This window comes from Stenotrophomonas sp. PE591 (assembly GCF_018320795.1).
In the GTDB taxonomy this organism is placed as follows: Bacteria; Pseudomonadota; Gammaproteobacteria; order Xanthomonadales; family Xanthomonadaceae; genus Stenotrophomonas; species Stenotrophomonas maltophilia.
Genome location: NZ_JAAOKO010000006.1, coordinates 221,068 through 239,915, shown reverse-complemented (window position 1 = coordinate 239,915; position 18,848 = coordinate 221,068). Strand labels below are relative to the sequence as shown.

At 66.4% G+C, this 18,848-nt stretch carries 21 protein-coding genes; 16 read left to right on the top strand and 5 right to left on the bottom strand.

Annotation, left to right across the window (positions count from 1 at the left end; genetic code table 11):
- On the bottom strand, positions 1-219 hold a 219-nt coding region (locus tag JLDANKMP_RS15920), incomplete at its 3' end, for a transposase (RefSeq protein WP_212560668.1).
- A gap of 269 nt (positions 220-488) precedes the next feature.
- Between JLDANKMP_RS15920 and rsmD the strand changes: the two genes are divergently transcribed.
- From rsmD to JLDANKMP_RS15890, 6 genes are all read left to right on the top strand, one after another.
- Positions 489-1,067, top strand: coding sequence for a 16S rRNA (guanine(966)-N(2))-methyltransferase RsmD (gene rsmD / locus JLDANKMP_RS15915; RefSeq protein WP_212561615.1), 579 nt, complete (start codon positions 489-491; stop codon positions 1,065-1,067).
- Between the two features lie 26 nt (positions 1,068-1,093).
- Positions 1,094-1,603: a pantetheine-phosphate adenylyltransferase gene (gene coaD / locus JLDANKMP_RS15910; protein WP_005409091.1), complete on the top strand. Its 510-nt coding sequence runs from the start codon at positions 1,094-1,096 to the stop codon at positions 1,601-1,603.
- A gap of 60 nt (positions 1,604-1,663) precedes the next feature.
- Positions 1,664-2,155 carry a hypothetical protein gene (locus JLDANKMP_RS15905; RefSeq protein WP_005409092.1) on the top strand — a complete coding sequence of 164 codons (492 nt, stop codon included), beginning with the start codon at positions 1,664-1,666 and terminating at the stop codon, positions 2,153-2,155.
- Between the two features lie 132 nt (positions 2,156-2,287).
- Positions 2,288-2,569 (top strand): YfhL family 4Fe-4S dicluster ferredoxin, encoded by a 282-nt coding sequence (locus JLDANKMP_RS15900; RefSeq protein WP_004153175.1) that lies wholly within the window; start codon positions 2,288-2,290, stop codon positions 2,567-2,569.
- Positions 2,566-4,296: a gamma-glutamyltransferase gene (gene ggt / locus JLDANKMP_RS15895; RefSeq protein ID WP_212561614.1), complete on the top strand. Its 1,731-nt coding sequence runs from the start codon at positions 2,566-2,568 to the stop codon at positions 4,294-4,296. The genes JLDANKMP_RS15900 and ggt overlap by 4 nt, the downstream gene beginning before the upstream one ends.
- Positions 4,297-4,416: 120 nt before the next feature.
- A complete protein-coding gene (locus JLDANKMP_RS15890) occupies positions 4,417-5,304 on the top strand; it encodes an MBL fold metallo-hydrolase (protein WP_005412984.1) in 888 nt (295 codons plus the stop codon).
- 308 nt (positions 5,305-5,612) lie between these two features.
- Here the strand turns inward: JLDANKMP_RS15890 and JLDANKMP_RS15885 are convergent, their stop codons facing one another.
- Positions 5,613-5,906: a PsiF family protein gene (locus JLDANKMP_RS15885; RefSeq protein WP_005412985.1), complete on the bottom strand. Its 294-nt coding sequence runs from the start codon at positions 5,904-5,906 to the stop codon at positions 5,613-5,615.
- Positions 5,907-6,032: 126 nt separating this feature from the next.
- Here JLDANKMP_RS15885 and JLDANKMP_RS15880 point away from each other — a divergent pair, with 126 nt between their 5' ends.
- Together JLDANKMP_RS15880 and JLDANKMP_RS15875 are read left to right on the top strand one after the other, a co-directional pair.
- Positions 6,033-6,392 carry a metalloregulator ArsR/SmtB family transcription factor gene (locus tag JLDANKMP_RS15880; protein ID WP_012479781.1) on the top strand — a complete coding sequence of 120 codons (360 nt, stop codon included), beginning with the start codon at positions 6,033-6,035 and terminating at the stop codon, positions 6,390-6,392.
- Entirely contained in the window at positions 6,373-6,852 is a 480-nt protein-coding gene (locus JLDANKMP_RS15875) for an SRPBCC family protein (protein WP_005409098.1), read from the top strand. Before JLDANKMP_RS15880 ends, JLDANKMP_RS15875 begins: the two co-directional genes overlap by 20 nt.
- Before the next feature lie 63 nt (positions 6,853-6,915).
- Here JLDANKMP_RS15875 and upp read toward each other — a convergent pair whose 3' ends face one another.
- A complete protein-coding gene (upp, locus tag JLDANKMP_RS15870; protein WP_005409099.1) occupies positions 6,916-7,548 on the bottom strand; it encodes a uracil phosphoribosyltransferase in 633 nt (210 codons plus the stop codon).
- Between the two features lie 168 nt (positions 7,549-7,716).
- Between upp and JLDANKMP_RS15865 the strand changes: the two genes are divergently transcribed.
- Genes JLDANKMP_RS15865 through JLDANKMP_RS15850 form a run of 4 tightly spaced genes read left to right on the top strand, consistent with a single transcriptional unit; the run spans position 7,717 to position 13,406 of the window.
- Complete coding sequence (locus tag JLDANKMP_RS15865; RefSeq protein ID WP_212561613.1) at positions 7,717-10,299, top strand: TonB-dependent receptor; 2,583 nt, start codon at positions 7,717-7,719, stop codon at positions 10,297-10,299.
- Positions 10,296-11,414 (top strand): phytase, encoded by a 1,119-nt coding sequence (locus JLDANKMP_RS15860; RefSeq protein ID WP_212561612.1) that lies wholly within the window; start codon positions 10,296-10,298, stop codon positions 11,412-11,414. The genes JLDANKMP_RS15865 and JLDANKMP_RS15860 overlap by 4 nt, the downstream gene beginning before the upstream one ends.
- 14 nt (positions 11,415-11,428) lie before the next feature.
- Positions 11,429-12,778, top strand: coding sequence for an FN3 domain-containing metallophosphoesterase family protein (locus JLDANKMP_RS15855; RefSeq protein ID WP_217482223.1), 1,350 nt, complete (start codon positions 11,429-11,431; stop codon positions 12,776-12,778).
- A 13-nt stretch (positions 12,779-12,791) separates the two neighbouring features.
- On the top strand, positions 12,792-13,406 hold the full coding sequence (locus JLDANKMP_RS15850) for an inorganic diphosphatase (RefSeq protein ID WP_212561611.1): 615 nt from the start codon (positions 12,792-12,794) through the stop codon (positions 13,404-13,406).
- Positions 13,407-13,425: 19 nt separating this feature from the next.
- On the opposite strand, the gene JLDANKMP_RS15845 is transcribed toward JLDANKMP_RS15850, so the two are convergent.
- A complete protein-coding gene (locus JLDANKMP_RS15845) occupies positions 13,426-14,010 on the bottom strand; it encodes a hypothetical protein (RefSeq protein ID WP_212561610.1) in 585 nt (194 codons plus the stop codon).
- 109 nt (positions 14,011-14,119) lie between these two features.
- On the opposite strand from JLDANKMP_RS15845, the gene JLDANKMP_RS15840 reads away from it, so the two are divergent.
- Together JLDANKMP_RS15840 and JLDANKMP_RS15835 are read left to right on the top strand one after the other, a co-directional pair.
- Positions 14,120-15,535, top strand: a complete 1,416-nt coding sequence (locus JLDANKMP_RS15840; protein WP_212561609.1) for a deoxyribodipyrimidine photo-lyase — start codon at positions 14,120-14,122, stop codon at positions 15,533-15,535.
- 139 nt (positions 15,536-15,674) lie between these two features.
- Positions 15,675-16,370, top strand: coding sequence for an OmpA family lipoprotein (locus JLDANKMP_RS15835; protein ID WP_005409106.1), 696 nt, complete (start codon positions 15,675-15,677; stop codon positions 16,368-16,370).
- A 220-nt stretch (positions 16,371-16,590) separates the two neighbouring features.
- Here JLDANKMP_RS15835 and JLDANKMP_RS15830 read toward each other — a convergent pair whose 3' ends face one another.
- On the bottom strand, positions 16,591-17,622 hold the full coding sequence (locus JLDANKMP_RS15830) for a LysR family transcriptional regulator (protein WP_005409107.1): 1,032 nt from the start codon (positions 17,620-17,622) through the stop codon (positions 16,591-16,593).
- A gap of 147 nt (positions 17,623-17,769) precedes the next feature.
- Between JLDANKMP_RS15830 and JLDANKMP_RS15825 the strand changes: the two genes are divergently transcribed.
- Positions 17,770-17,997, top strand: coding sequence for a hypothetical protein (locus tag JLDANKMP_RS15825; RefSeq protein WP_005409108.1), 228 nt, complete (start codon positions 17,770-17,772; stop codon positions 17,995-17,997).
- Positions 17,994-18,764 (top strand): SDR family oxidoreductase, encoded by a 771-nt coding sequence (locus tag JLDANKMP_RS15820; RefSeq protein WP_212561608.1) that lies wholly within the window; start codon positions 17,994-17,996, stop codon positions 18,762-18,764. Before JLDANKMP_RS15825 ends, JLDANKMP_RS15820 begins: the two co-directional genes overlap by 4 nt.
- The last annotated feature ends 84 nt before the right edge of the window (positions 18,765-18,848 follow it).

Here is an 18,848-nt window from a genome sequence, read left to right as displayed (position 1 = left end):
GGCCCGAAGGCGGCTGATCTCGCTTTCCAGGTCGGTGGCTGGCCTGCGAGCCTCAGAGGTCAACGACCGGCCAGCACGGACCGCGTCAAGCCAGTTTGCCAGCGTCTTGACCGACATCTCCAACTGACGGGCCGCTGCGGCAGGCCCGAGCGACTCGGCCAACTCGACGGCTTGGTGCTTGAACTCATCGGTGTAGCTACGACGGGTGATACGGGACATAAGGGACCTCCAAGTGCGATCAAAGTATCGCTTCTTGGCGTCCGCTGACGGGGGGCCAGATCAGTCCGCGGCATGGATGCCGCGGCCAAGCCCCCATGGACGGGTTTACGGCGTCCCCCACAACCTGGCCCACCCCGCCTACCCACAGGAAACCAGCTTTTGCCGTTGCTCTGGCTGTTGCTTCGGCCTCTGCGGGTTCCGGGCGCCGCCCGGACGACTACAATCCCGCTCATGCTGAAATTCTCGAATGAACCCCGCCGGGGGCGCCTGTGAGCGGCCGTGGGGGCAATGACGGCCAGGTCCGCATCATCGGCGGTCGCTGGCGCAATACCCGCCTGCCGGTGCCGACCCTGCCGGGGCTGCGGCCCAGCAGTGACCGCGTGCGCGAGACCCTTTTCAATTGGTTGATGCCCAGACTGGGCGGCGCGCGGGTGCTGGACCTGTTCGCCGGCAGTGGCGCGCTGGGCCTGGAGGCGGTCTCGCGCGGTGCTGCCCACGCCACCCTGGTCGAGCGCGACGCGCAGCTGGGACGCAACCTGACCGCGGCCGTGGCCAAGCTGCAGGCCGCCGACCAGGTCACCGTGGTGCAGGCCGATGCCCTGGGCTGGCTGCAGGGCGCACCCGCGCAGCAGGCCGATCTGGTCTTCATCGACCCGCCGTTCGCCGATGGCCTGTGGCAGGACGTGCTGGCGCAGCTGCCGCGGCACCTGGCCGCCGATGCCTGGCTGTACCTGGAATCGCCGGCCGGCCACGTTCCGGTGCTGCCGCCGGACTGGCTGCTGCACCGCGAGGGCGGCACCCGCGAGGTGCGCTTTGCCCTGTACCGCCGCGCCACTGCTACACTTTGACCTCATCTGAACATCTGCATCCGCCCATGACCGTGGCCAACCGCCGCATTGCCGTCTATCCCGGCACGTTCGACCCGATCACCAACGGTCATATCGACCTGGTCAGCCGGGCCGCGCCGCTGTTTGAAAAGGTCGTGGTGGGCGTGGCGCAGAGCCCGTCCAAGGGCCCGGCGCTACCGCTGGAGCAGCGCGTGCAGCTGGCGCGTGGCGCACTGGGCCACCATGGCAACGTCGAGGTCATCGGCTTCGACACCCTGCTGGCCCATTTCGTCCGTTCGGTCCAGGGTGGGGTGCTGCTGCGTGGCCTGCGCGCGGTGTCCGACTTCGAGTACGAGTTCCAGATGGCCAGCATGAACCGCCACCTGATCCCCGAGGTCGAGACCCTGTTCCTGACCCCGGCCGAGCAGCACAGCTTCATTTCGTCCTCGCTGGTCCGCGAGATCGCGCGCCTGGGCGGCGACGTGTCCGGTTTCGTGCCGGCCGCGGTGCTCGAAGCCCTGCGCAAGGTCCGCGAAGCGAAGGCGGCACAGTCGTAAGTCCTGCTGTACCCGCACCCCATTACGTACAACACCACGCACCATTCCGGGAGGAAACCCATGAACACCACCATGCGCGCGATGCTGATCGCTTCGTTGGCCCTGGCCTTCACCGCCTGCAAGAAGGAAGAGGCCGCTCCGGTCGACGAGGCCAAGCAGGCCCTGGTCGCCCCGGCCAAGGATGATGATGCAGGCTGGAAGAAGTACCTGCAGGAAGTGGCCATCCAGAACATGGGCAACATCACCAACAGCCCGTTCCTGTACTACCTCTCGCCGGAATCGGATCCGGACTTCCAGGCCAAGTACGAGCGCCAGACCGAGAGCGCGACCCAGGCCGTGGCCCGTGGCGTGCAGCCGGGCAACATGCTGGCCTTCGGTTCGTCGGCCTCGGGCAAGATGGCTGACATGATCCAGGCCGTGTTCAAGGACGTGTCGCCGGATTCGATGAAGGGCGTGCGCGTCGTCTTCATCGGCCAGTCGGCCGACAACGCCCGTGTGCAGGCTGCGATCCAGCCGACCGGCGCCGAGTACATTTTCGTCGAAGCCAAGTAATACCGAGCCATGGCGGCCATGCTCCGGCATGGCCCAGGCGGCGTCCTGCAAGGGCGCCGCTGATGACCTGACCGGCCCGCGCGCCCGCGCTGGCCGGTCCTTTGTCCCAGGGCGCGGGCGAGGAGTATCGCCGTGTCGCTGAAAATCAACGAGCTCTGCGTCAACTGCGACGTATGCGAGCCGGCCTGCCCGAACCAGGCCATTGCGATGGGTGAAACCATCTACGTGATCGACCCTGCGCGCTGCACCGAATGCGTGGGTCATTTCGACGAGCCACAGTGCGTGGTCGTCTGCCCGGTCGAGTGCATCGATCCGGACCCGGAGATCGTGGAAACGGAAGACCAGCTGCTGGCCAAGCTGCGCCAGCTGCAGCACGATCACCCCGAACTCTACGCGGAGCCTCCATCCGAATGAAGACGCTGATCGTCCGCCCCCTGTTGCTGCTCGGCCTGCTGCTGAGCCCGATCGCCTGGGCCGACGGCCCGGCCCGTGCCGAGCGCCCCGACGGCGCGGCCATTGCCAGCGGCCACGCGCTGGCCACCCAAGCCGGCATCGACATCCTGGCGCAGGGCGGCAACGCCTTCGACGCCGCGGTGGCGGTATCGTCCACGCTGGCGGTGGTCGAGCCGATCAGTTCCGGGCTGGGCGGCGGTGGCTTCTTCCTGCTGCACGACGCGGCCACCGGCAAGGACGTGATGCTGGACGCGCGCGAGACCGCGCCGGCCGCGGCAACGCCGCAGGCCTTCCTCGACAAGCAGGGCAACCTCGACCGTGACCGCTCGGTCAACGGCGCGTGGTCGGCTGGCATCCCGGGCCTGCCTGCGGCGCTGGTCGAGCTGTCGGCCAAGCACGGCAAGCTGCCGCTGTCTGCATCGCTGCAGCCGGCGATCCGCATCGCGCGCGAAGGCTTCCCGGTCTACGACCGCATGGCCAAGGGCTATGCCTCTCGCCGTGAGGTGATGGAGCGCTACCCCGGCACCCGTGAGGTCTACCTGCGCAATGGCAAGCCGATCGCCAGCGGTGACCTGTTCAAGCAGCCGGAGCTGGCACAGACGCTGGAGCGCTTGGCCGCAGGTGGCTTCGATGGCTTCTACAAGGGCCAGACGGGAAAGCTGTTGCTGGCCGGCGTGAAGCAGGCCGGCGGCAAGTGGACCGCTGAAGAGCTGGCCGGCTATCGCGTGAAGCAGCGCGAACCGATCGTGTTCAACTACAACGGCTGGAAGATCACCACCGCGCCGCCGCCGTCGTCCGGTGGCATCGCGCTGGCCAGCATGCTGCAGATCCTGGAAGGCTGGGACATCAACAAGATGGACCCGGCGCACCGCACCCACCTGGTGGTGGAGTCGATGCGCCGTGCCTACCGTGACCGCACCTTCTTCCTCGGCGATCCGGACTTCGTGCAGATCCCGCAGAAGGTGCTGACCAGCAAGGACTACGCACAGGGCCTGCGGGCGACCATCCATCCGGAGAAGGCCACGCCCAGCGACCTGCTGTCGGGCAACCCGACCCCGCTGGAAGATGACGAGACCACGCACTTCTCGATCATCGACCGTGACGGCAACCGGGTCGGCGCGACCCAGACCGTCAACCTGCTGTACGGCTCGGGGCTGATTCCGAAGGGTACCGGCGTGCTGCTGAACAACGAGATGGACGACTTCGCGCTGAAGCCGGGCACGCCCAACGCGTTCGGCGTGATGGGCTACGAGGCCAATGCGCCGAAGGCGGGCAAGCGCATGCTCAGCTCGATGACCCCGACCTTCATGGAGAACGCCGACAAGGTGGTGGTGCTGGGCACCCCGGGTGGCAGCCGCATCATCACCATGGTGCTGCTGGGCATCCTCGGCTACGACGCCGGCCTGGACGCGCAGCAGGTTGCCGCGCTGCCGCGCTACCACCACCAGTGGCTGCCGGACCTGATCGAAGCCGAGGACGATGCATTCGACGCGGCCACGGTGAAGCAGCTGCAGGCGATGGGTCACAAGATCGATCTGCCGGGCAATGTGGCCGCCGGGGGCCGCGGGTCCAGCCACGTGTGGGGCAACCTGCAGACCGTGGAATGGGACCGGAAGGCCAACAAGCTGTTTGGCGGCAGCGACCCGCGCAACCCGGTGGGCAGCGCCCTGGTCGTGCCGGCACGCTGATCCGGTCGTGCCGGCCGCTGGCCGCCAATCTGGCTGTTTACCGAAACCCCGCCCTTGACGGCGGGGTTTTCTGTTTCCTTTCTAGCGATTATTTAACGAGCCGGCGCCGATAATCGACACATGAAACTCTGGTCTATTCGTGGAAACTCGCAGCGCCTCGACGGCGGCGCGATGTTCGGCAACGCGCCGCGCGCGTTGTGGGAAAAATGGGCGGCACCGGACGAGCTCAATCGCATCGAGCTGGCCTGCCGTGCGCTGCTTGCCAGCCCGCTGGAAGGCAAGACCGTGCTGTTTGAAACCGGTATCGGGGCGTTCTTCGATCCGCGCATGCGTGAGCGCTATGGCGTGCAGGAAAGCCAGCACGTACTGATCGATTCGCTGCGCGAAGCAGGTTTCGAGCACGAGGATATTGATGTCGTCGTGCTCAGCCACCTGCATTTCGATCATGCCGGTGGCCTGCTGGCGGCATGGAGCGAAGGGCGTGAGCCGGAACTGCTGTTCCCCAATGCGACTTATGTGGTCGGTGCGCAGCATTGGCAGCGCGCCATGCAGCCGCATCCGCGCGACCGTGCCAGCTTCATTCCGGAGCTGCCTGGCCTGCTGCAGGCCAGCGGTCGCCTGGAAGTAGTGGACGGCGAGTATTCGAAGGTTCTGGGTCGCAGCGTTCGCTTCAGCTACAGCGATGGCCACACGCCGGGGTTGATGCTGGCCGAGATCGTCGGCCACGCGCACGCCGGCGAAGATGCGCACGGCGGGGTGGTGTTCTGTGCCGACCTGATCCCGGGGCGCTCATGGGTACACGTGCCGATCACCATGGGCTACGACCGCAATGCCGAGCTCCTGATCGACGAGAAGCGGCAGTTCCTTGAGGACAAGCTGGCGCGCAACGTGCATCTGTTTTTCACCCACGACCCGCAGGTGGCGCTGGCGCAGCTGGGTCGCGATGACAAGGGGCGTTTCGTGACCCTGCACGAGCAGGGTGAATTGAAGGCGCGCGCGCTGGGGTGACGGGTGTTCGGCAGGGCTGCTCCCTGCACCTGCAGAAGCCGAAGCAAGATCAAGAACGGCATTCCGTGGGATGGCGGGGCGGTGTGGGTGGTCAGGACACGCCGTGAACCCATCCATGGGGGCTCGATGGCGCCATCCACGGCGCCTGCCCACCCACACCGCCCCCATCTCTGACAGGTGGCCGGTGGCTATTGGTGGGTGCCGACCGTTGGTCGGCACATCTGTCAGATATCGATATTCAAATGGGGTCGAATGCCATTGCTGTGCAACGGGCTCTGCCCCCATTCGATTGAACTGGACGAGCGATGCTACGACGCCTTCAGGCAGCTGCTCATGAAGGTCTTGCGCGCGTCACCGGCCAGCTTCTTGGCACCCGCGTCAGCATTGCACTTGCGCATGCGTTCCTGTTGCGCGTTGGCCGGCTTGGCTTCGGCAGCGTGGCCACTGAGGCAGGAACTCTGCGCGGTCTTGTAGGCGTCACCCTTCAAGCCCTTGTTCTTGGCCGAGCAGTCGGCCATGCGCTGCTGCTGCGGCGTGGTGGCATTGGCAGCCAGGGGCAGGCCGACCAGCAGGACAGCGGCCAGCAGGAAAGAAGCTTTCATCGAGAGCACTCCAAGCGGTGGCGGGTGCGCGGAGCATTGGCCTGCAGGCAGCAAGGCCACGTGAAGAATCGTGCCTCGGCAGCGACCGCTTGCAGGGGCATTCAGATCGGCGTATTACTTAGCCATATGGGTAAGTATGATCCCGCCATTCAAGACGTGTTCCAGGCACTGGCCGACCCCACCCGATGCGCGATCGTGGCGGCGCTGGGGCAGGGGCCGCGCACGGTGTCGACCTTGGCCGAGCCTTTTGAGATGGCCTTGCCCTCGCTGATGAAGCATCTGGCCGTGCTGGAGCGCAGTGGCGTGGTGCGCAGTCGCAAGCAGGGGCGTGTACGCACCTGCGAACTGGTGCCGGAACGGTTGGGCCAGGCCGAGCAATGGCTGGCCGCGCAGCGCGTCGTGTGGGCAGCGCGCGCCGACCGCATGGTCGAGTTTGTCGAAACCCTTCACCGACAGGAGCAGGCTCATGGCCGTAGACGCAGGTAGCAACCCCGAGACCGATCTGGTCATCAGTCGCGTACTGAACGCACCGCGCGCCGCCCTGTGGCGGGCGTGGACCGACCCGGAGCTGCTGCGCCAGTGGTGGTGCCCGAAGCCGTGGTCCACCGAAGTGCGTGCCTTCGACCTGCGCCCGGGCGGCGCCTTCCACACCTTCATGCAGGGCCCCGACGGCGGCAGCAGTGACAACCCGGGCAGCTTTCTGGAGATCGTGCCGCAGCAGCGTCTGGTGTTCACCTCGATGCTGGGACCGGGTTGGCGGCCGCAGTCACCGTGGCTGGGCTTCACCGCCATCATCTCGATGGAGGATGAGGGCCAGGGCTGTCGTTACACCGCGCAGGTGATGCACCCGGACAAGGCCCTGCGCGACCAGCATGAGCAGATGGGCTTCTTCGACGGCTGGAACACCGTCATCGGCCAGCTGGAAGCGTTCGCGGCCGGCCTGTAGGCCGGCATCCGGGGTGGGGTCAGAGCCCATTCTGCGAAAGGGATCCGACCCCGGTTCACCGGATCAACCGACGCGGGTACCGAAGATGCGGTCACCGGCATCGCCCAGGCCGGGCAGGATGTAGCCCTTGTCGTTGAGCTGGGCATCGATGGCCGCGGTGTAGATTTCCACGTCCGGATGCACGGCCTTGACTGCTTCGATGCCTTCCGGCGCGGCCACCAGGAAGATGCCCTTGATGCGGCGGGCACCGGCACGCTTGAGCATGTCGATGGTGGCGATCAGGGTGCCGCCGGTGGCCAGCATCGGGTCCAGGATCAGCGCGTCGCGCTCTTCCAGGCGGCCGGTCAGGCGCTCGAAGTAGGGCACCGGCTGCAGGGTTTCCTCATCGCGCTGCAGGCCGACCACGCTGACGCGTGCCGCCGGGATCAGCGACAGCACGCCGCTGAGCATGCCCAGGCCGGCGCGCAGGATCGGCACCACGGTGATCTTGGCGCCGGCGATGCGCTGCACGGTGACCGGACCGGCCCAGCCGGGCAGGGTGTGAGGCTCGGTGTCCAGGTCGGCGGTGGCCTCGTAGGCCAGCAGCGTGCCGAGCTCGTTGGCCAGTTCGCGGAAATCCTTGGTGCTGAGCGCAGCGTTGCGCATCAGGCCGATCTTGTGCTGCACCAGCGGGTGGCGCACTTCGACGATCTTCATGGTCGGGAAGGGGGATAAGGAGAGAGGACGCCATTTTGCCGGATTGGGCGCCCAACCCCAAACCGGGGCCGGAGACGGCCCGCATGAAATGTGCAGATGCATGTCATTGCCATGCAACCTTGCGGACATACCGTGCAGACCCATTCTTAACAGGAATGGGGATTCCCAGTGCATATCAAGACTCCGTTGGCCGTTGCCATCACCCTGACCCTGGCGATGGGGGCTGCTGCACCACTGCAGGCCGCCGGGCAGCAGGCGGTTGCCGGCACCGGTGCAGTGGCCGCCGATGCGGTCGACCTGGACCGCATTGAAGTGCGCGCCCAGCTTGAATCGCAGATCCGCGCGGTGGACCTCAAGCGCAGCAGCAACGCCATCGAGGATGCGGTGTCGTCCGACGCGCTGGGCCAGTACCCGGACAAGAACGTGGCCGAGTCGCTGCAACGCCTGCCGGGCATCAGCGTGACGCGCGACCAGGGCGAGGGCCGCTACGTGGTCGTGCGCGGACTGGATGCCAACCTCAACAGCGTCAGCGTCGACGGCATCGCCATCGGCACACCGGACAACTCCAGCCGCGCCGCACCGATGGACGTGATCCCGTCCGATTCGACCGAGCGCCTGCGCGTGGTCAAATCACCGACCCCGGACATGCCGGGCGACGCCATTGGCGGCGCGATCCTGGTCGAGACCGCCTCGGCGTTCGACCGCGAGGGCCGCAGCCTGCGTGGCAAGATCGAAGGCAGCCACCAGCAGCTTTCGGGCGAGACCAGCCCGAAGGCCGCCTTCAACTACAGCGAAGTGTTCAATGACACCTTCGGCATCGCCGCCGGCGTGAACTACCAGAAGCGGACGTTCGAATCGGACAACAGCGAGGTGGAGTACGGTGATGTCAGCGGGAACAAGGATCCGACCACCACCCGCCCGGGCGAAATCACCGCGCTGAACCTGCAGAACCGCAAGTACGAGATCGAGCGCAAGCGCATCGGCGCCAACCTCAATTTCGACTGGCGCCCGAACGAGGACAGCCGTTACTACCTGCGCACGCTGTACAGCCAGTTCGACGATGCCGAAACCCGTCAGCGCGTGATCTTCAACTTCAACAGCGCCGACATGATCGCCACCGGCACCGACCAGTATCGACTTGCCGGCATGCCGAAGGATTCGATCGACAAGCGCATGCGCTACCGGACCAAGGAAGAGAACACCTTCGCCGCCAGCCTGGGTGGCGAGAACAAGCTGACCGACGCAGTACTGGACTACAAGATCGGCTATACCCGCACCGAAGAACGGGTTGACGACGAGATCGAGTCGCGCTTCAAGCTCAACGGCAAGGCCTTCAATGGCACGTTGGACCAGCGCAGCCGCCTGCCCACCTACACCTTCGACAACGACCAGTGGCTGGACAACGCCAACTACAAGTTCGACCGTGTGGTGGCCAAGCCGAAGAGGGTGGACGACGAGGAGCGCAGCGCGCAGGTCAACATCCGCTTCGACGGCGACAACAGCAGCTACAAGTTCGGCCTGCTCGGGCGCTGGCGCGACCGTGACGTGAATGTCGATGAGGCGTCGCTGCGCGTGGGTCCGGCGATCAAGCTCAGTGACTGGACCACCGGCTCGCCGGAACATCGCCACGGCCCGATGGGTCAGGGCATGGACTCGTCGGCGATGCGCAGCTACTGGTCGCAGCACGGTGGCGAATACAGCGCGCGTCCGCAGGATGTCGGTGGCAACGCCGCGACGTCTCTGGAAGGCGACTACACCGCGCGCGAAGACGTGTTCGCCAGCTATGCGATGGGCACCTGGGACATCGGTGCGCTGCGCGTGATCGGCGGCGTGCGTGTGGAGAACACCCGCTTCAGCGCCACCGGCAATCGCGTGGACGTGGCCAAGGACGGGCGCTCCTACACCGCGACCCGGGTCACCGCCAGCAAGAGCTACAACAACGTACTGCCGGGCCTGCACCTGCGTTACGACGCCAGCGACGACTGGGTGTTCCGCTTCGCCGCCAACAAGACGGTGGCGCGCCCGGGCTTCGGCGATGCCTCGCCGCGCATCGGCCTGGCCCGCAACGACAATGAAGTGCGTTTGGGCAATCCGGAGCTGGATCCGTACGAGTCGACCAACATCGACCTGTCGGTGGAGAAGTACATCGGCGACAGCGGCATCCTCTCGCTGGGCGTGTTCCACAAATCGATCGACGGCTACATCGTGCAGGTCCGCCAGGCTGGCGCCGACGGCATCTACGACGGCCTGCCGGTGGTGACCTCGATCAATGGCGACAAGGCCAAGGTGCGTGGCGCCGAGTTCAACTGGCAGCAGCAGCTGTCGTTCCTCCCGGCTGGCTGGGATGGCCTGCTGGTGGGTGCCAGCGGCACCTGGCTGGACACTGATTTCGACCCGGGCCTGGCCAAGCGCGCCGGTGAGGACTTCACCCTGCCGCGCGCCTCGAAGAACGTGTACAGCGCGCACATCGGCTATGAGAAGTACGGCCTGAGCACCCGCGTGGCAGCCGTGCACCGCAGTGAGTACCTGGACACCCTCGGTGCCGGCCGTGCCTTCGACATCTACGTAGCGCCGAACACCCAGCTCGACTTCTCGCTTGACTACAGGTTCACTCCGCGCGTGAGCATGTATTTCGAGGCACAGAACCTGCTGGACAAGCCGCTGGAGCTGTACCAGGGCACGCGCTCGCGCACCCTGCAGATGGAAGAGTATGGCCGCACCTACGCACTGGGCCTGAAGGTGGCACTGTGAGCGGGCCTCGCATCACCCTGCTGGCCACCCTGCTGGCCGTGACGTTGGTGGCAGGCTGCACGCCGGCCAACGGCAATGAGCCGGCCGTGGCCAAGCCCGGGGCGAAGGCCACGAACGAGCGTGCGGTGACCACCATCGCCGAGGCATTCCTTTCACCGATGACGCCGGCTGACAACATCGATTCGCCTGCCGCCTGGCGTGCACCTGACGGAAAGCTGTGGCTGATCGCCACTGCCAAGGCCACCGACAAGCTGGTGGTCTACGACGGCAGCAGCGGCCAGCACCTGCGCGACGTAGGCAGCAGCGGCACCGCGCCAGGGCAGTTCGATCGCCCAAACGGCATCGCGGTGACCGACGATCTGCTGTGGATCGTGGAGCGCGACAATCACCGCGTGCAGGTACTGAGCCTGCCGGACTTCACTCCACTGGCGACCTTCGCTGCGGACGACCTGCGCAAGCCGTACGGGCTGTGGGTCGACCGCCGTGCCGATGGCTACAGCGTCTACGTGACCGACTCCTGGGACAACGGCGAGGATGCACAGGGCCGTGACATCCTGCCGCCGCTGACCGAGCTGGACAAGCGCGTGCGCCAGTACCAGGTGACCCGCGATGGCGCGAAGGTCGAAGCGAAGCTTGTGGCCAGCATCGGTGATACCACTGAGGCGGGTGCCCTGCGCGTGGTCGAGTCGATCTGGGGTGACCCCGAGAACGATCGCCTGCTGATCGCCGAAGAGGACGAGGGCTACGCCAGCGAGTTCAAGGTCTACACGCTGGCCGGGCGTTTCACCGGCACCACCTTCGGCCGCGACGTGTTCAAGGCGCAGGCCGAAGGCGTAACCCTGCGCACCTGCGGCAAGGATGGTTGGTGGATCACCACCGAACAGGGCAAGCAGCGCAGCGTGTTCCACCTGTTCGACCGCCACACCCTGAAGCCGGTCGGCGCGTTCCAGGGCAATACCGTGGCCAACACCGATGGCATCTGGATGATGCAGCAGCCCAGCGCGCGCTTCCCGCACGGCGCGTTGTATGCGGTGCATGACGACCAGGGCGTGGTGGCGTTCGACTGGGAGAGCATCGCCAAGCAGTTGGCATTGCCGCTGGAGTGTGGTTCGTGAGCGGTCGTTGCCTGATGCGTACGTTGGCGCTGGGCCTGCTGCTGGCGGTGCCGTCGTTGTGCTTCGCGGCGGCTGAAGCGAACACCCAGGTGCCGGCGGGCAGCCGCCACTACGCAGCGACGACGGTGCCGGACCGCATTGTCGCTTCGCCGGCAGTCGATCCCGGCCATGGGTTCGCCGTGGCCTGGCGCACCGACGGCAGCGTGCAGGCGCCGCTGCTGGAGATTGCCCTTGCCGGTGATTCACCGGCCATCGAGGGCATCCGCCAGGTGCGCGCCACGACCCGCGCGCTGCAGACCGAGAACGGGCTGTCGCACCACCACCGCGCTGATGTCAGCGGCCTGCGGCCCGATACCCTGTACGTCTACCGCGTGCAGGGCAACGGCAGCTGGAGCGCCTGGAACCAGCTGCGCACGCTGGCTGCGCCCGACCAGCCGCTGACCCTGCTGTACTTTGGAGATACCCAGAACAAGAACGTGAGCCATGTCAGCCGCGTGGTGCGCGCCGCGCAGAAGGCCGCACCCGAGGCGCGCCTGAGCCTGTTCGCTGGCGATCTGGTCAGTGGGGGCGATGGTGCCGATGACAGCGAGTGGGGCGAATGGTTTGCCGCCACCGGTTGGCTGGCGCAGGAAACCCTGGTCGCGCCGGCGATCGGCAACCACGAGTATGTCGAGGAGTTCGAGGACACTCCGCAGGAACGCCGCGTGCTGGGCAGGCACTGGCCGGTGACGTTCGCGCTGCCGGGCAATGGGGCATCCGCCGCACAGCAGACCAGCTACTGGTTCGATGCGCAGGGCGTGCGCGTCGCCGTGGTCGATGGCACGTCGGCACTCGACCTTGGCACGGCCAAGGCACAGGCGCAGTGGCTGGACAAGGTACTGACCGGCAATCCGCAGCCGTGGACGCTCGTGCTGCTGCACCAGCCGTTCTATTCGCCGCGCGAAGGGCGCGAGAACGCCGCATTGCGTGACGTGCTGCTGCCGGTGGTTCGTCGCCACAACGTCGATCTGGTGCTGCAGGGCCACGATCACACCTATGGCCGCCGTGGTGAAGGGCAGGCCGCGACGCCGCAGTATGTGGTGACCGTGGCGGGGCCGAAGCAGTACCGTCTCTCCGACGAGGCACGTAGGACGATGGATCCGGTGGCCGAGGACACCCAGCTGTTCCAGGTGTTGCACATCGATCCGCAGCACCTGCGCTATGAAGCCCGCACGGTGACCGGGCGACTCTACGATGCCTTCGAGCTGCGTCGCGACGCCAAGGGCGGCAAGCAGCGCACGGAGCTGACCGAAGGCCGCATCACGCCGCGTGACTGCCCGCGCGCGCAGACTGCCAAGGGCCGCGCCGATCGCTGCTGGGAATGAGGAGGAGATCCAGATGAAAACCGTACACCGTCTTGTCCCCATGGCTGCCATCGGCGGGGCCCTGCTCCTGCTCGCGACCGCGGTGGCCGCCGCCGATGGCGTGCTGCACCCGTTCCTGGTGGCGCAGCCGAAGCAGGCGCCGCAGGAAGTGAACCTGGCGGTGGAGATTCCGGCCGGAAGCTTCACCAAGTACGAGATCAAGGAGGACGGCCTGGTGCACGTGGATCGCTTCCAGTCGATGCCGGTCGCCTATCCGGCCAACTACGGTTCGATGCCGCGCACGTTGGCTGGCGACAACGATCCGCTGGACGCGCTGGTGTTGAGCCGTGAACCCCTGCATCCGGGCGTGATCGTGCGCTTCCGGCCGATCGGCTACCTGAAGATGGTCGACGGCGGCGAGCACGACGAGAAGATCATCGGCGTGCCGACCGACAAGGTTGACCCGACCTACGCCAACATCCGCGACCTGGCCGATCTGCCGGAGATCGAACGACAGCGCATCGAAGCGTTCTTCCGGGTCTACAAGGACCTGCCGGCCGGGCGCAACCCGGTGCAGCTCAACGGTTGGGGCAACGCTGCCGAGGCGCGGACGCTGATCAGCGAAGCGATGAAGCGCTTCGAAAAATAGATCCACGCCATGGCTGGATTCAGTCCAGCAACGTCTCGATGAACGACTCGGCCTGCAGGCGGTCGCCCAGTACCCGGGCCACCGCCTGTACGGCTGCCTCCTGGTGTTCAGGACGGATGCCGCCATCGTCATCGTCGTTGTAGAGGTCATCGCCGGCATCGAGGTACACCGTGCCTGCAGCAGCCAGAGCCGCCATCAAGGTCGGCACATCGGCAGTGATCTCGCCGGCATCCAGCAGGCCGGCGCCGTGGTGGCTGAACAGCACACGGCCGTCGTCCAGGTCGAGGATGAACGGATCAGCGCCACGATCGGCAATCACCAGCCAGTTCGATGGCCAGTCGTTGATCCGTTCGCCGCTGACGCCATGCCATCGATAGCCGGCCTGCTGGCTCCACAGGCGCTGCAGTGGCGGTATCCAGACATCAAGGCCGGGAACGGTGATGCCGGCGCGGCCAACCCTGGCATTGATCTCTTCGCCCAGCGGCCCGACCTGCGCGTAGAACGACGCCAGTGCCGTGGGCAGCGGGAACGGGCCCTGCCAGTCACGCTCGTGCTGCGCATGCAGCAGCCCGAAGCGGGCGAATGAGGCGTGCAGATCATCCATGTCAGAGTCCAACGGGTAGCGGCCGTGCAGCCTAGCAGACGGCGTCTGCGCGCATCCCCTTCACCACCGCTGGCTATCATGTGCGCCTTCCACAACGAAGGCAGTGCCTGTGTCGGTAGCGTTGGTATGGTTCCGCCGTGATCTGCGGCTGCAGGACAATCCGGCCCTGCAGGCCGCGCTGGATGCCGGTCACGACGTGGTGCCGGTCTACATCCATGCGCCGCACGAAGAAGGTGAGTGGGCGCCGGGTGCCGCCTCCGATGCGTGGCGCCACCGTTCACTGGCCGCGCTGGATGCGGACCTGCGCACGCGCGGTTCCTCGCTGGTGCTGCGCAGTGGTGACAGCCTGCCGGCCCTGCAGTTGCTGATCGCGCAGACCGGCGCCGAGGCGGTGTACTGGAACCGCAAGTACGAACCGGCCACCCAGCCACGCGACGCCACCATCAAGCGCATGCTGCGCGAGCAGGGCATCGACGCGCAGAGCTGCAATGGCAGCCTGTTGTTCGAGCCTTGGGACATCGCCACCCGGCAGGGCCAGCCGTACAAGGTATTTACGCCGTACTGGCGCAATGTACTCAGTCATTGGCGCCTGCCGGCACTGCAGGCCGCACCGGAAGCACTGGCGCCGCACGCGGTCGACAGCCTGGCATTGGATGATCTCCAGCTGGCGCCGACGCTGGACTGGGATACCGGCTTCTGGGAGCACTGGCAGCCGGGTGAAGCCGGTGCGCTGGAAGCACTGTCCGTCTTTGAAGACGGTGCCCTTCGCGGATATCGCGAGCAGCGTGACCTGCCGGACCGTGTCGGGACCTCGCGGCTGTCGCCGCACCTCCATTTCGGCGAAATCGCACCCTGGCGGATTGCCCATGCGCTGGAAGGGCTGCGTAGCGCCGGCACCGACGCCGACATCGACGGCTACCTGCGCCAGCTGGGCTGGCGTGACTTCGCCTACCACCTGCTGCATCACTTCCCGAAGACGCCCACCGACAACCTCAACCCGCGTTTCGATCGCTTCCCATGGGCAACGCCCAGTGAGGCGCAGCTGTACGACTGGCAGCGCGGCAACACCGGCGTGCCGATCGTCGATGCCGGCCTTCGCGAGCTGTGGCACACCGGCTACATGCACAACCGGGTGCGGATGATCGTGGCCAGTTACCTGTGCAAGCACCTGCGCGCGCACTGGCTGCATGGCGCACGCTGGTTCTGGGACACCCTGGTCGATGCCGACCTGGCCAACAACACCATGGGCTGGCAGTGGGTGGCCGGGACCGGTGCCGACGCGGCACCGTACTTCCGTGTGTTCAACCCCGTGACCCAGGCCGAGAAGTTCGATCCGCAGGCACGGTACATCAGCCGCTGGGTGCCCGAACTGGCCGCGCTGCCGGTGAAGGCCCGGTTTGCGCCCTGGCAGCATCCGCTGCTGCTGGCGGCACATGCCCCGGGCTATCCGCGTACGCCGCTGGTGGACCTGGCCGCGGGCCGCGACGCCGCATTGGCGGCGTACCGCCAGTCGGGGGCGGGGTAAAGGGCGACCTGAGCGATCTGGTCAGTTAGCTGAACGCGGCCCTGTCGGTGTGCCCGATCATCATTCCGGCATCGCATCGGGCTGTTTATTCTCTTTGCGCCCGCAGGCCGCCGGCCGACCGGAAACCAAGGAGAACCTCATGATCCGCAACACCACCCGCAACGTCGCACTGGCCCTGATGAGCGCGGCCGTCCTGTCGGCCTGCGCCACCGGCGGCTCCTACGTACAGAGTGACCAGTACGGCAACCCCACCGAGCAGCAGAACCGCACCGGGCGCAACGCCCTGATCGGTACCGCCATCGGCGTGGCAGCCGGCCTGCTGACCGGCGACAGCGCCACCGAGCGCCGCCAGCATGCCCTGATCGGCGCCGGTATCGGTGCGCTCAGCGGCGCCGCCGTCGGCCAGTACCAGGATCGCCAGGAACGCGCACTGCGCGAGCGCACTGCCAACACCGGCATCGATGTGCAGCGCCAGGGCGACAACATCATGCTGAACCTGCCGGACGGCATCACTTTCGACTTCGGCAAGTCGACCCTGAAGCCGCAGTTCTACGGCGCGCTCAATGGCGTGGCAGGCACCCTGCGTGACTACAACCAGACCATGATCGAAGTGGTCGGCCACACCGACAGCATCGGCAGCGATGCGGTCAACAACCGCCTGTCGAAGGAACGTGCCGACTCGGTCGCGCAGTACCTGATCGGCCAGGGCGTGCAGAGCGTGCGCATCGAAACGCTGGGCGCCGGCAAGTCGTACCCGATTGCCGACAACAGCACCGATGCCGGCCGCGCCAAGAACCGCCGCGTCGAGATTCGGGTGATTCCGCTCAAGCAATAACGCGTAGCGTTACTGCTTGAGCCGGTCCGGCCATCGGCCGGAACGAAAATGCCGCCCTTGCAGGCGGCATTTTTGTGGGTGCCGAGCGTTGCTCGGCACGCCGACAGCGTTCCCGTTCGAGGCTTCTCCGAACGGCGCCGACCAAGGTCGGCATCTACCGGAAGCCTTGGTCGGCGTCGTTCCAACCGCAGTCGAGCATGGCTCGACTCTACAAACCCGGCTACGCCGCCGAAGCGGCCACCTTCTCCAGGATCCGCTTGCCGCTGCTTTCCAGAGCGGCGTCTTCCTTTTCCTTCTGCTGCTGCGCCAGCTTCGCACCCGGGCACTGCGCCAGCATGTAATTGGCGTCGAAGTTGAGCTTTTCGACAAGGAAGTCGACGAACGCACGCACCTTTGGCGAGACCAGGCGGCCGCCGGCGAACACGGCGTTGAAGTCCACTTCCGGGCCGGTCCAGCCGGCCAGCACGCGGCGCACCATGCCCGATTCAACGAACGGCTTGGCCATCACGTCGCCGGTCAGCAGCAGGCCTTCACCACAGACCAATGCACCATTCAACGCAGACATGTCGTTGGCGGTCATCAGCGGGGTAACCGGGAAGTCACGCAGCTCGCCGCCGTTCTCGCCCAGCTGCCAGGTGAAGCGCGGCGAATTGCCGGTGTGGTACGGCTTGCGCATCGCCAGGATGCGATGGAACTGCAGCTCCTCCGGATGCAGCGGCTCGCCATAGCGTTCGATGTAGGCCGGGCTGGCGAACACCTGCGTGCGCAGGCTGCCGAGCTTGCGCGCGACCAGGTTCGAATCGGGCAGGGCACCCACGCGCAGCGCAAGGTCCGCTTCACCTGCAATCAGGTCCAGCTTCTCGTTGCCCATGTGCATGTCCAGGCGGATTTCCGGGTACTGCGCATGGAACTGGCCCAGCAGCGGGGCGATCCAGGTGATGCCGATCGAATAGGGCACGGTGAAGCGCAGCCAGCCGCGCGGGCCGGACTGCAGCTGGCTCACCGCGCTCTCGGCCTCTTCCAGTTCGCGCGCGATGCGCTGGCAATGTTCGTGGTAGATCGAACCGGCTTCGGTCAGGCCGAGGCGGCGCGTGGTCCGGTGCAGCAGGCGCGCGCCCAGGCGCGTTTCCAGCTCCTGCACTTTGCGGCTGACCGTGGTCTTGGGCAGGCCGAGCGATTTGGCAGCGGCAATGAAGCTGCCTTGCTCGACCACTTTGACGAAGATCAGCGTCTCGTTGAGATCGTGGGACATGGTCGGGGATCCTGGACGTCGGGGATGGGACAATCGTGACAGAACGATTGGACCGGGAGCGGGATGATTATTCCCCTTAATCAGGACTAATCAAGTAAAGGTTTGAGGTCTATCGTGGCGCCATTCGTTAATTGGAGCCCGTCCGCCATGAGCCTGCGCAACATTCTTGCCCGACTCCGGAACGCCGGCCAGAACACCCTGGACCTGGCGATGACCGTCGAAGCCCGTCCGAGTTCCTTGGTACACAAGGACTTTCGTGAGTTTACCGCGCCCATGCGTCAGCAGCGTGGCGGTGCCATCCGCCTGGCCCCTCACAAGGGTGACCGCCTGCGCCGAATCGGGACTATCCCGGATTTGGGAGGAAATGTCCCGTGAATGGGATGCTGACGCCTGAAGTCCTGGTCCTGGGCGGCACCGGTGCCGTCGGCCAGGGTGTGGTTGGCGCGCTTCTGGAGGCCGGCAGCGCGGTACTGGTTGTCGGCCGCGATCCGGGCCGGCTGGCGGCGCTGCACGAGCAGTTCGCTGACGAGCCGGGCCTGGAGACGCTGCTGGGGTCGCTCAGCGACGACGGATCGGCGCGCGCGCTGGCCGAACGCATCGCGCAGCGCCCGCGCCCGTTGGCGGCGGTGATCGCCGCAATGGGTGGACCGTACCGCCGCGGTCGCGTGGTCGACCGCAACGGTGACGAACTGATGGGCGCGATGCAGGCCGATCTGATGCCGCACGTGCACGCGGTGCGTCACCTGCTGCCGCTGCTGCAGGACAACGTGCATGCGCGCCGCTACGTGATGATCGGCAGCCCGGCCAACGCCAAGCCATGGGCGGGCTACGGCGAGACCTCGATCACCACCGCCGCGCTGCGCATGTACGCGCAGGTCGTGCACCAGGAAGCGCAGGCGCTGGGCGTGCGCGCGCAGATGCTGGAAGTCTGCAGCCCGGTGTGCACCCCGGCCAATGCGGCCAATGCCTGCATCGAGTGGCCCAGCTCGCTGCTGGTGGGGCGCCGCGTTGTGTCGCTGCTGGATGGTTGCCGCGACAACCGTGCCATCGTCCGCTGTGACAGCAGCGATGCCGAACTGCCGCGCGGCCTCCTGCACCTGGAAGTTCCCCCTTTGTGGCGCGATACCGCAGGCGTTGCTTGACCTCGACCATGGTTGAGGTCGCAGGATACGCCGCCGATTTTTGCAACACGTTCTCATATAGCTGTACCACCCCTCCGTACGGAT

What these genes read in the sequence shown, in the direction of transcription:
- JLDANKMP_RS15855 (WP_217482223.1), top strand. Translation starts at nt 11,429, where the DNA reads ATGCGTACGTTGGCGCTGGGCCTGCTGCTGGCGGTGCCGTCGTTGTGC.
- ggt (WP_212561614.1), top strand. Translation starts at nt 2,566, where the DNA reads ATGAAGACGCTGATCGTCCGCCCCCTGTTGCTGCTCGGCCTGCTGCTG.
- coaD (WP_005409091.1), top strand. Translation starts at nt 1,094, where the DNA reads ATGACCGTGGCCAACCGCCGCATTGCCGTCTATCCCGGCACGTTCGAC.
- JLDANKMP_RS15875 (WP_005409098.1), top strand. Translation starts at nt 6,373, where the DNA reads ATGGCCGTAGACGCAGGTAGCAACCCCGAGACCGATCTGGTCATCAGT.
- JLDANKMP_RS15830 (WP_005409107.1), bottom strand. Translation starts at nt 17,622, where the DNA reads ATGTCCCACGATCTCAACGAGACGCTGATCTTCGTCAAAGTGGTCGAG.
- JLDANKMP_RS15890 (WP_005412984.1), top strand. Translation starts at nt 4,417, where the DNA reads ATGAAACTCTGGTCTATTCGTGGAAACTCGCAGCGCCTCGACGGCGGC.
- JLDANKMP_RS15845 (WP_212561610.1), bottom strand. Translation starts at nt 14,010, where the DNA reads ATGGATGATCTGCACGCCTCATTCGCCCGCTTCGGGCTGCTGCATGCG.
- upp (WP_005409099.1), bottom strand. Translation starts at nt 7,548, where the DNA reads ATGAAGATCGTCGAAGTGCGCCACCCGCTGGTGCAGCACAAGATCGGC.
- JLDANKMP_RS15880 (WP_012479781.1), top strand. Translation starts at nt 6,033, where the DNA reads ATGGGTAAGTATGATCCCGCCATTCAAGACGTGTTCCAGGCACTGGCC.
- JLDANKMP_RS15885 (WP_005412985.1), bottom strand. Translation starts at nt 5,906, where the DNA reads ATGAAAGCTTCTTTCCTGCTGGCCGCTGTCCTGCTGGTCGGCCTGCCC.
- JLDANKMP_RS15825 (WP_005409108.1), top strand. Translation starts at nt 17,770, where the DNA reads ATGAGCCTGCGCAACATTCTTGCCCGACTCCGGAACGCCGGCCAGAAC.
- JLDANKMP_RS15850 (WP_212561611.1), top strand. Translation starts at nt 12,792, where the DNA reads ATGAAAACCGTACACCGTCTTGTCCCCATGGCTGCCATCGGCGGGGCC.
- JLDANKMP_RS15905 (WP_005409092.1), top strand. Translation starts at nt 1,664, where the DNA reads ATGAACACCACCATGCGCGCGATGCTGATCGCTTCGTTGGCCCTGGCC.
- JLDANKMP_RS15835 (WP_005409106.1), top strand. Translation starts at nt 15,675, where the DNA reads ATGATCCGCAACACCACCCGCAACGTCGCACTGGCCCTGATGAGCGCG.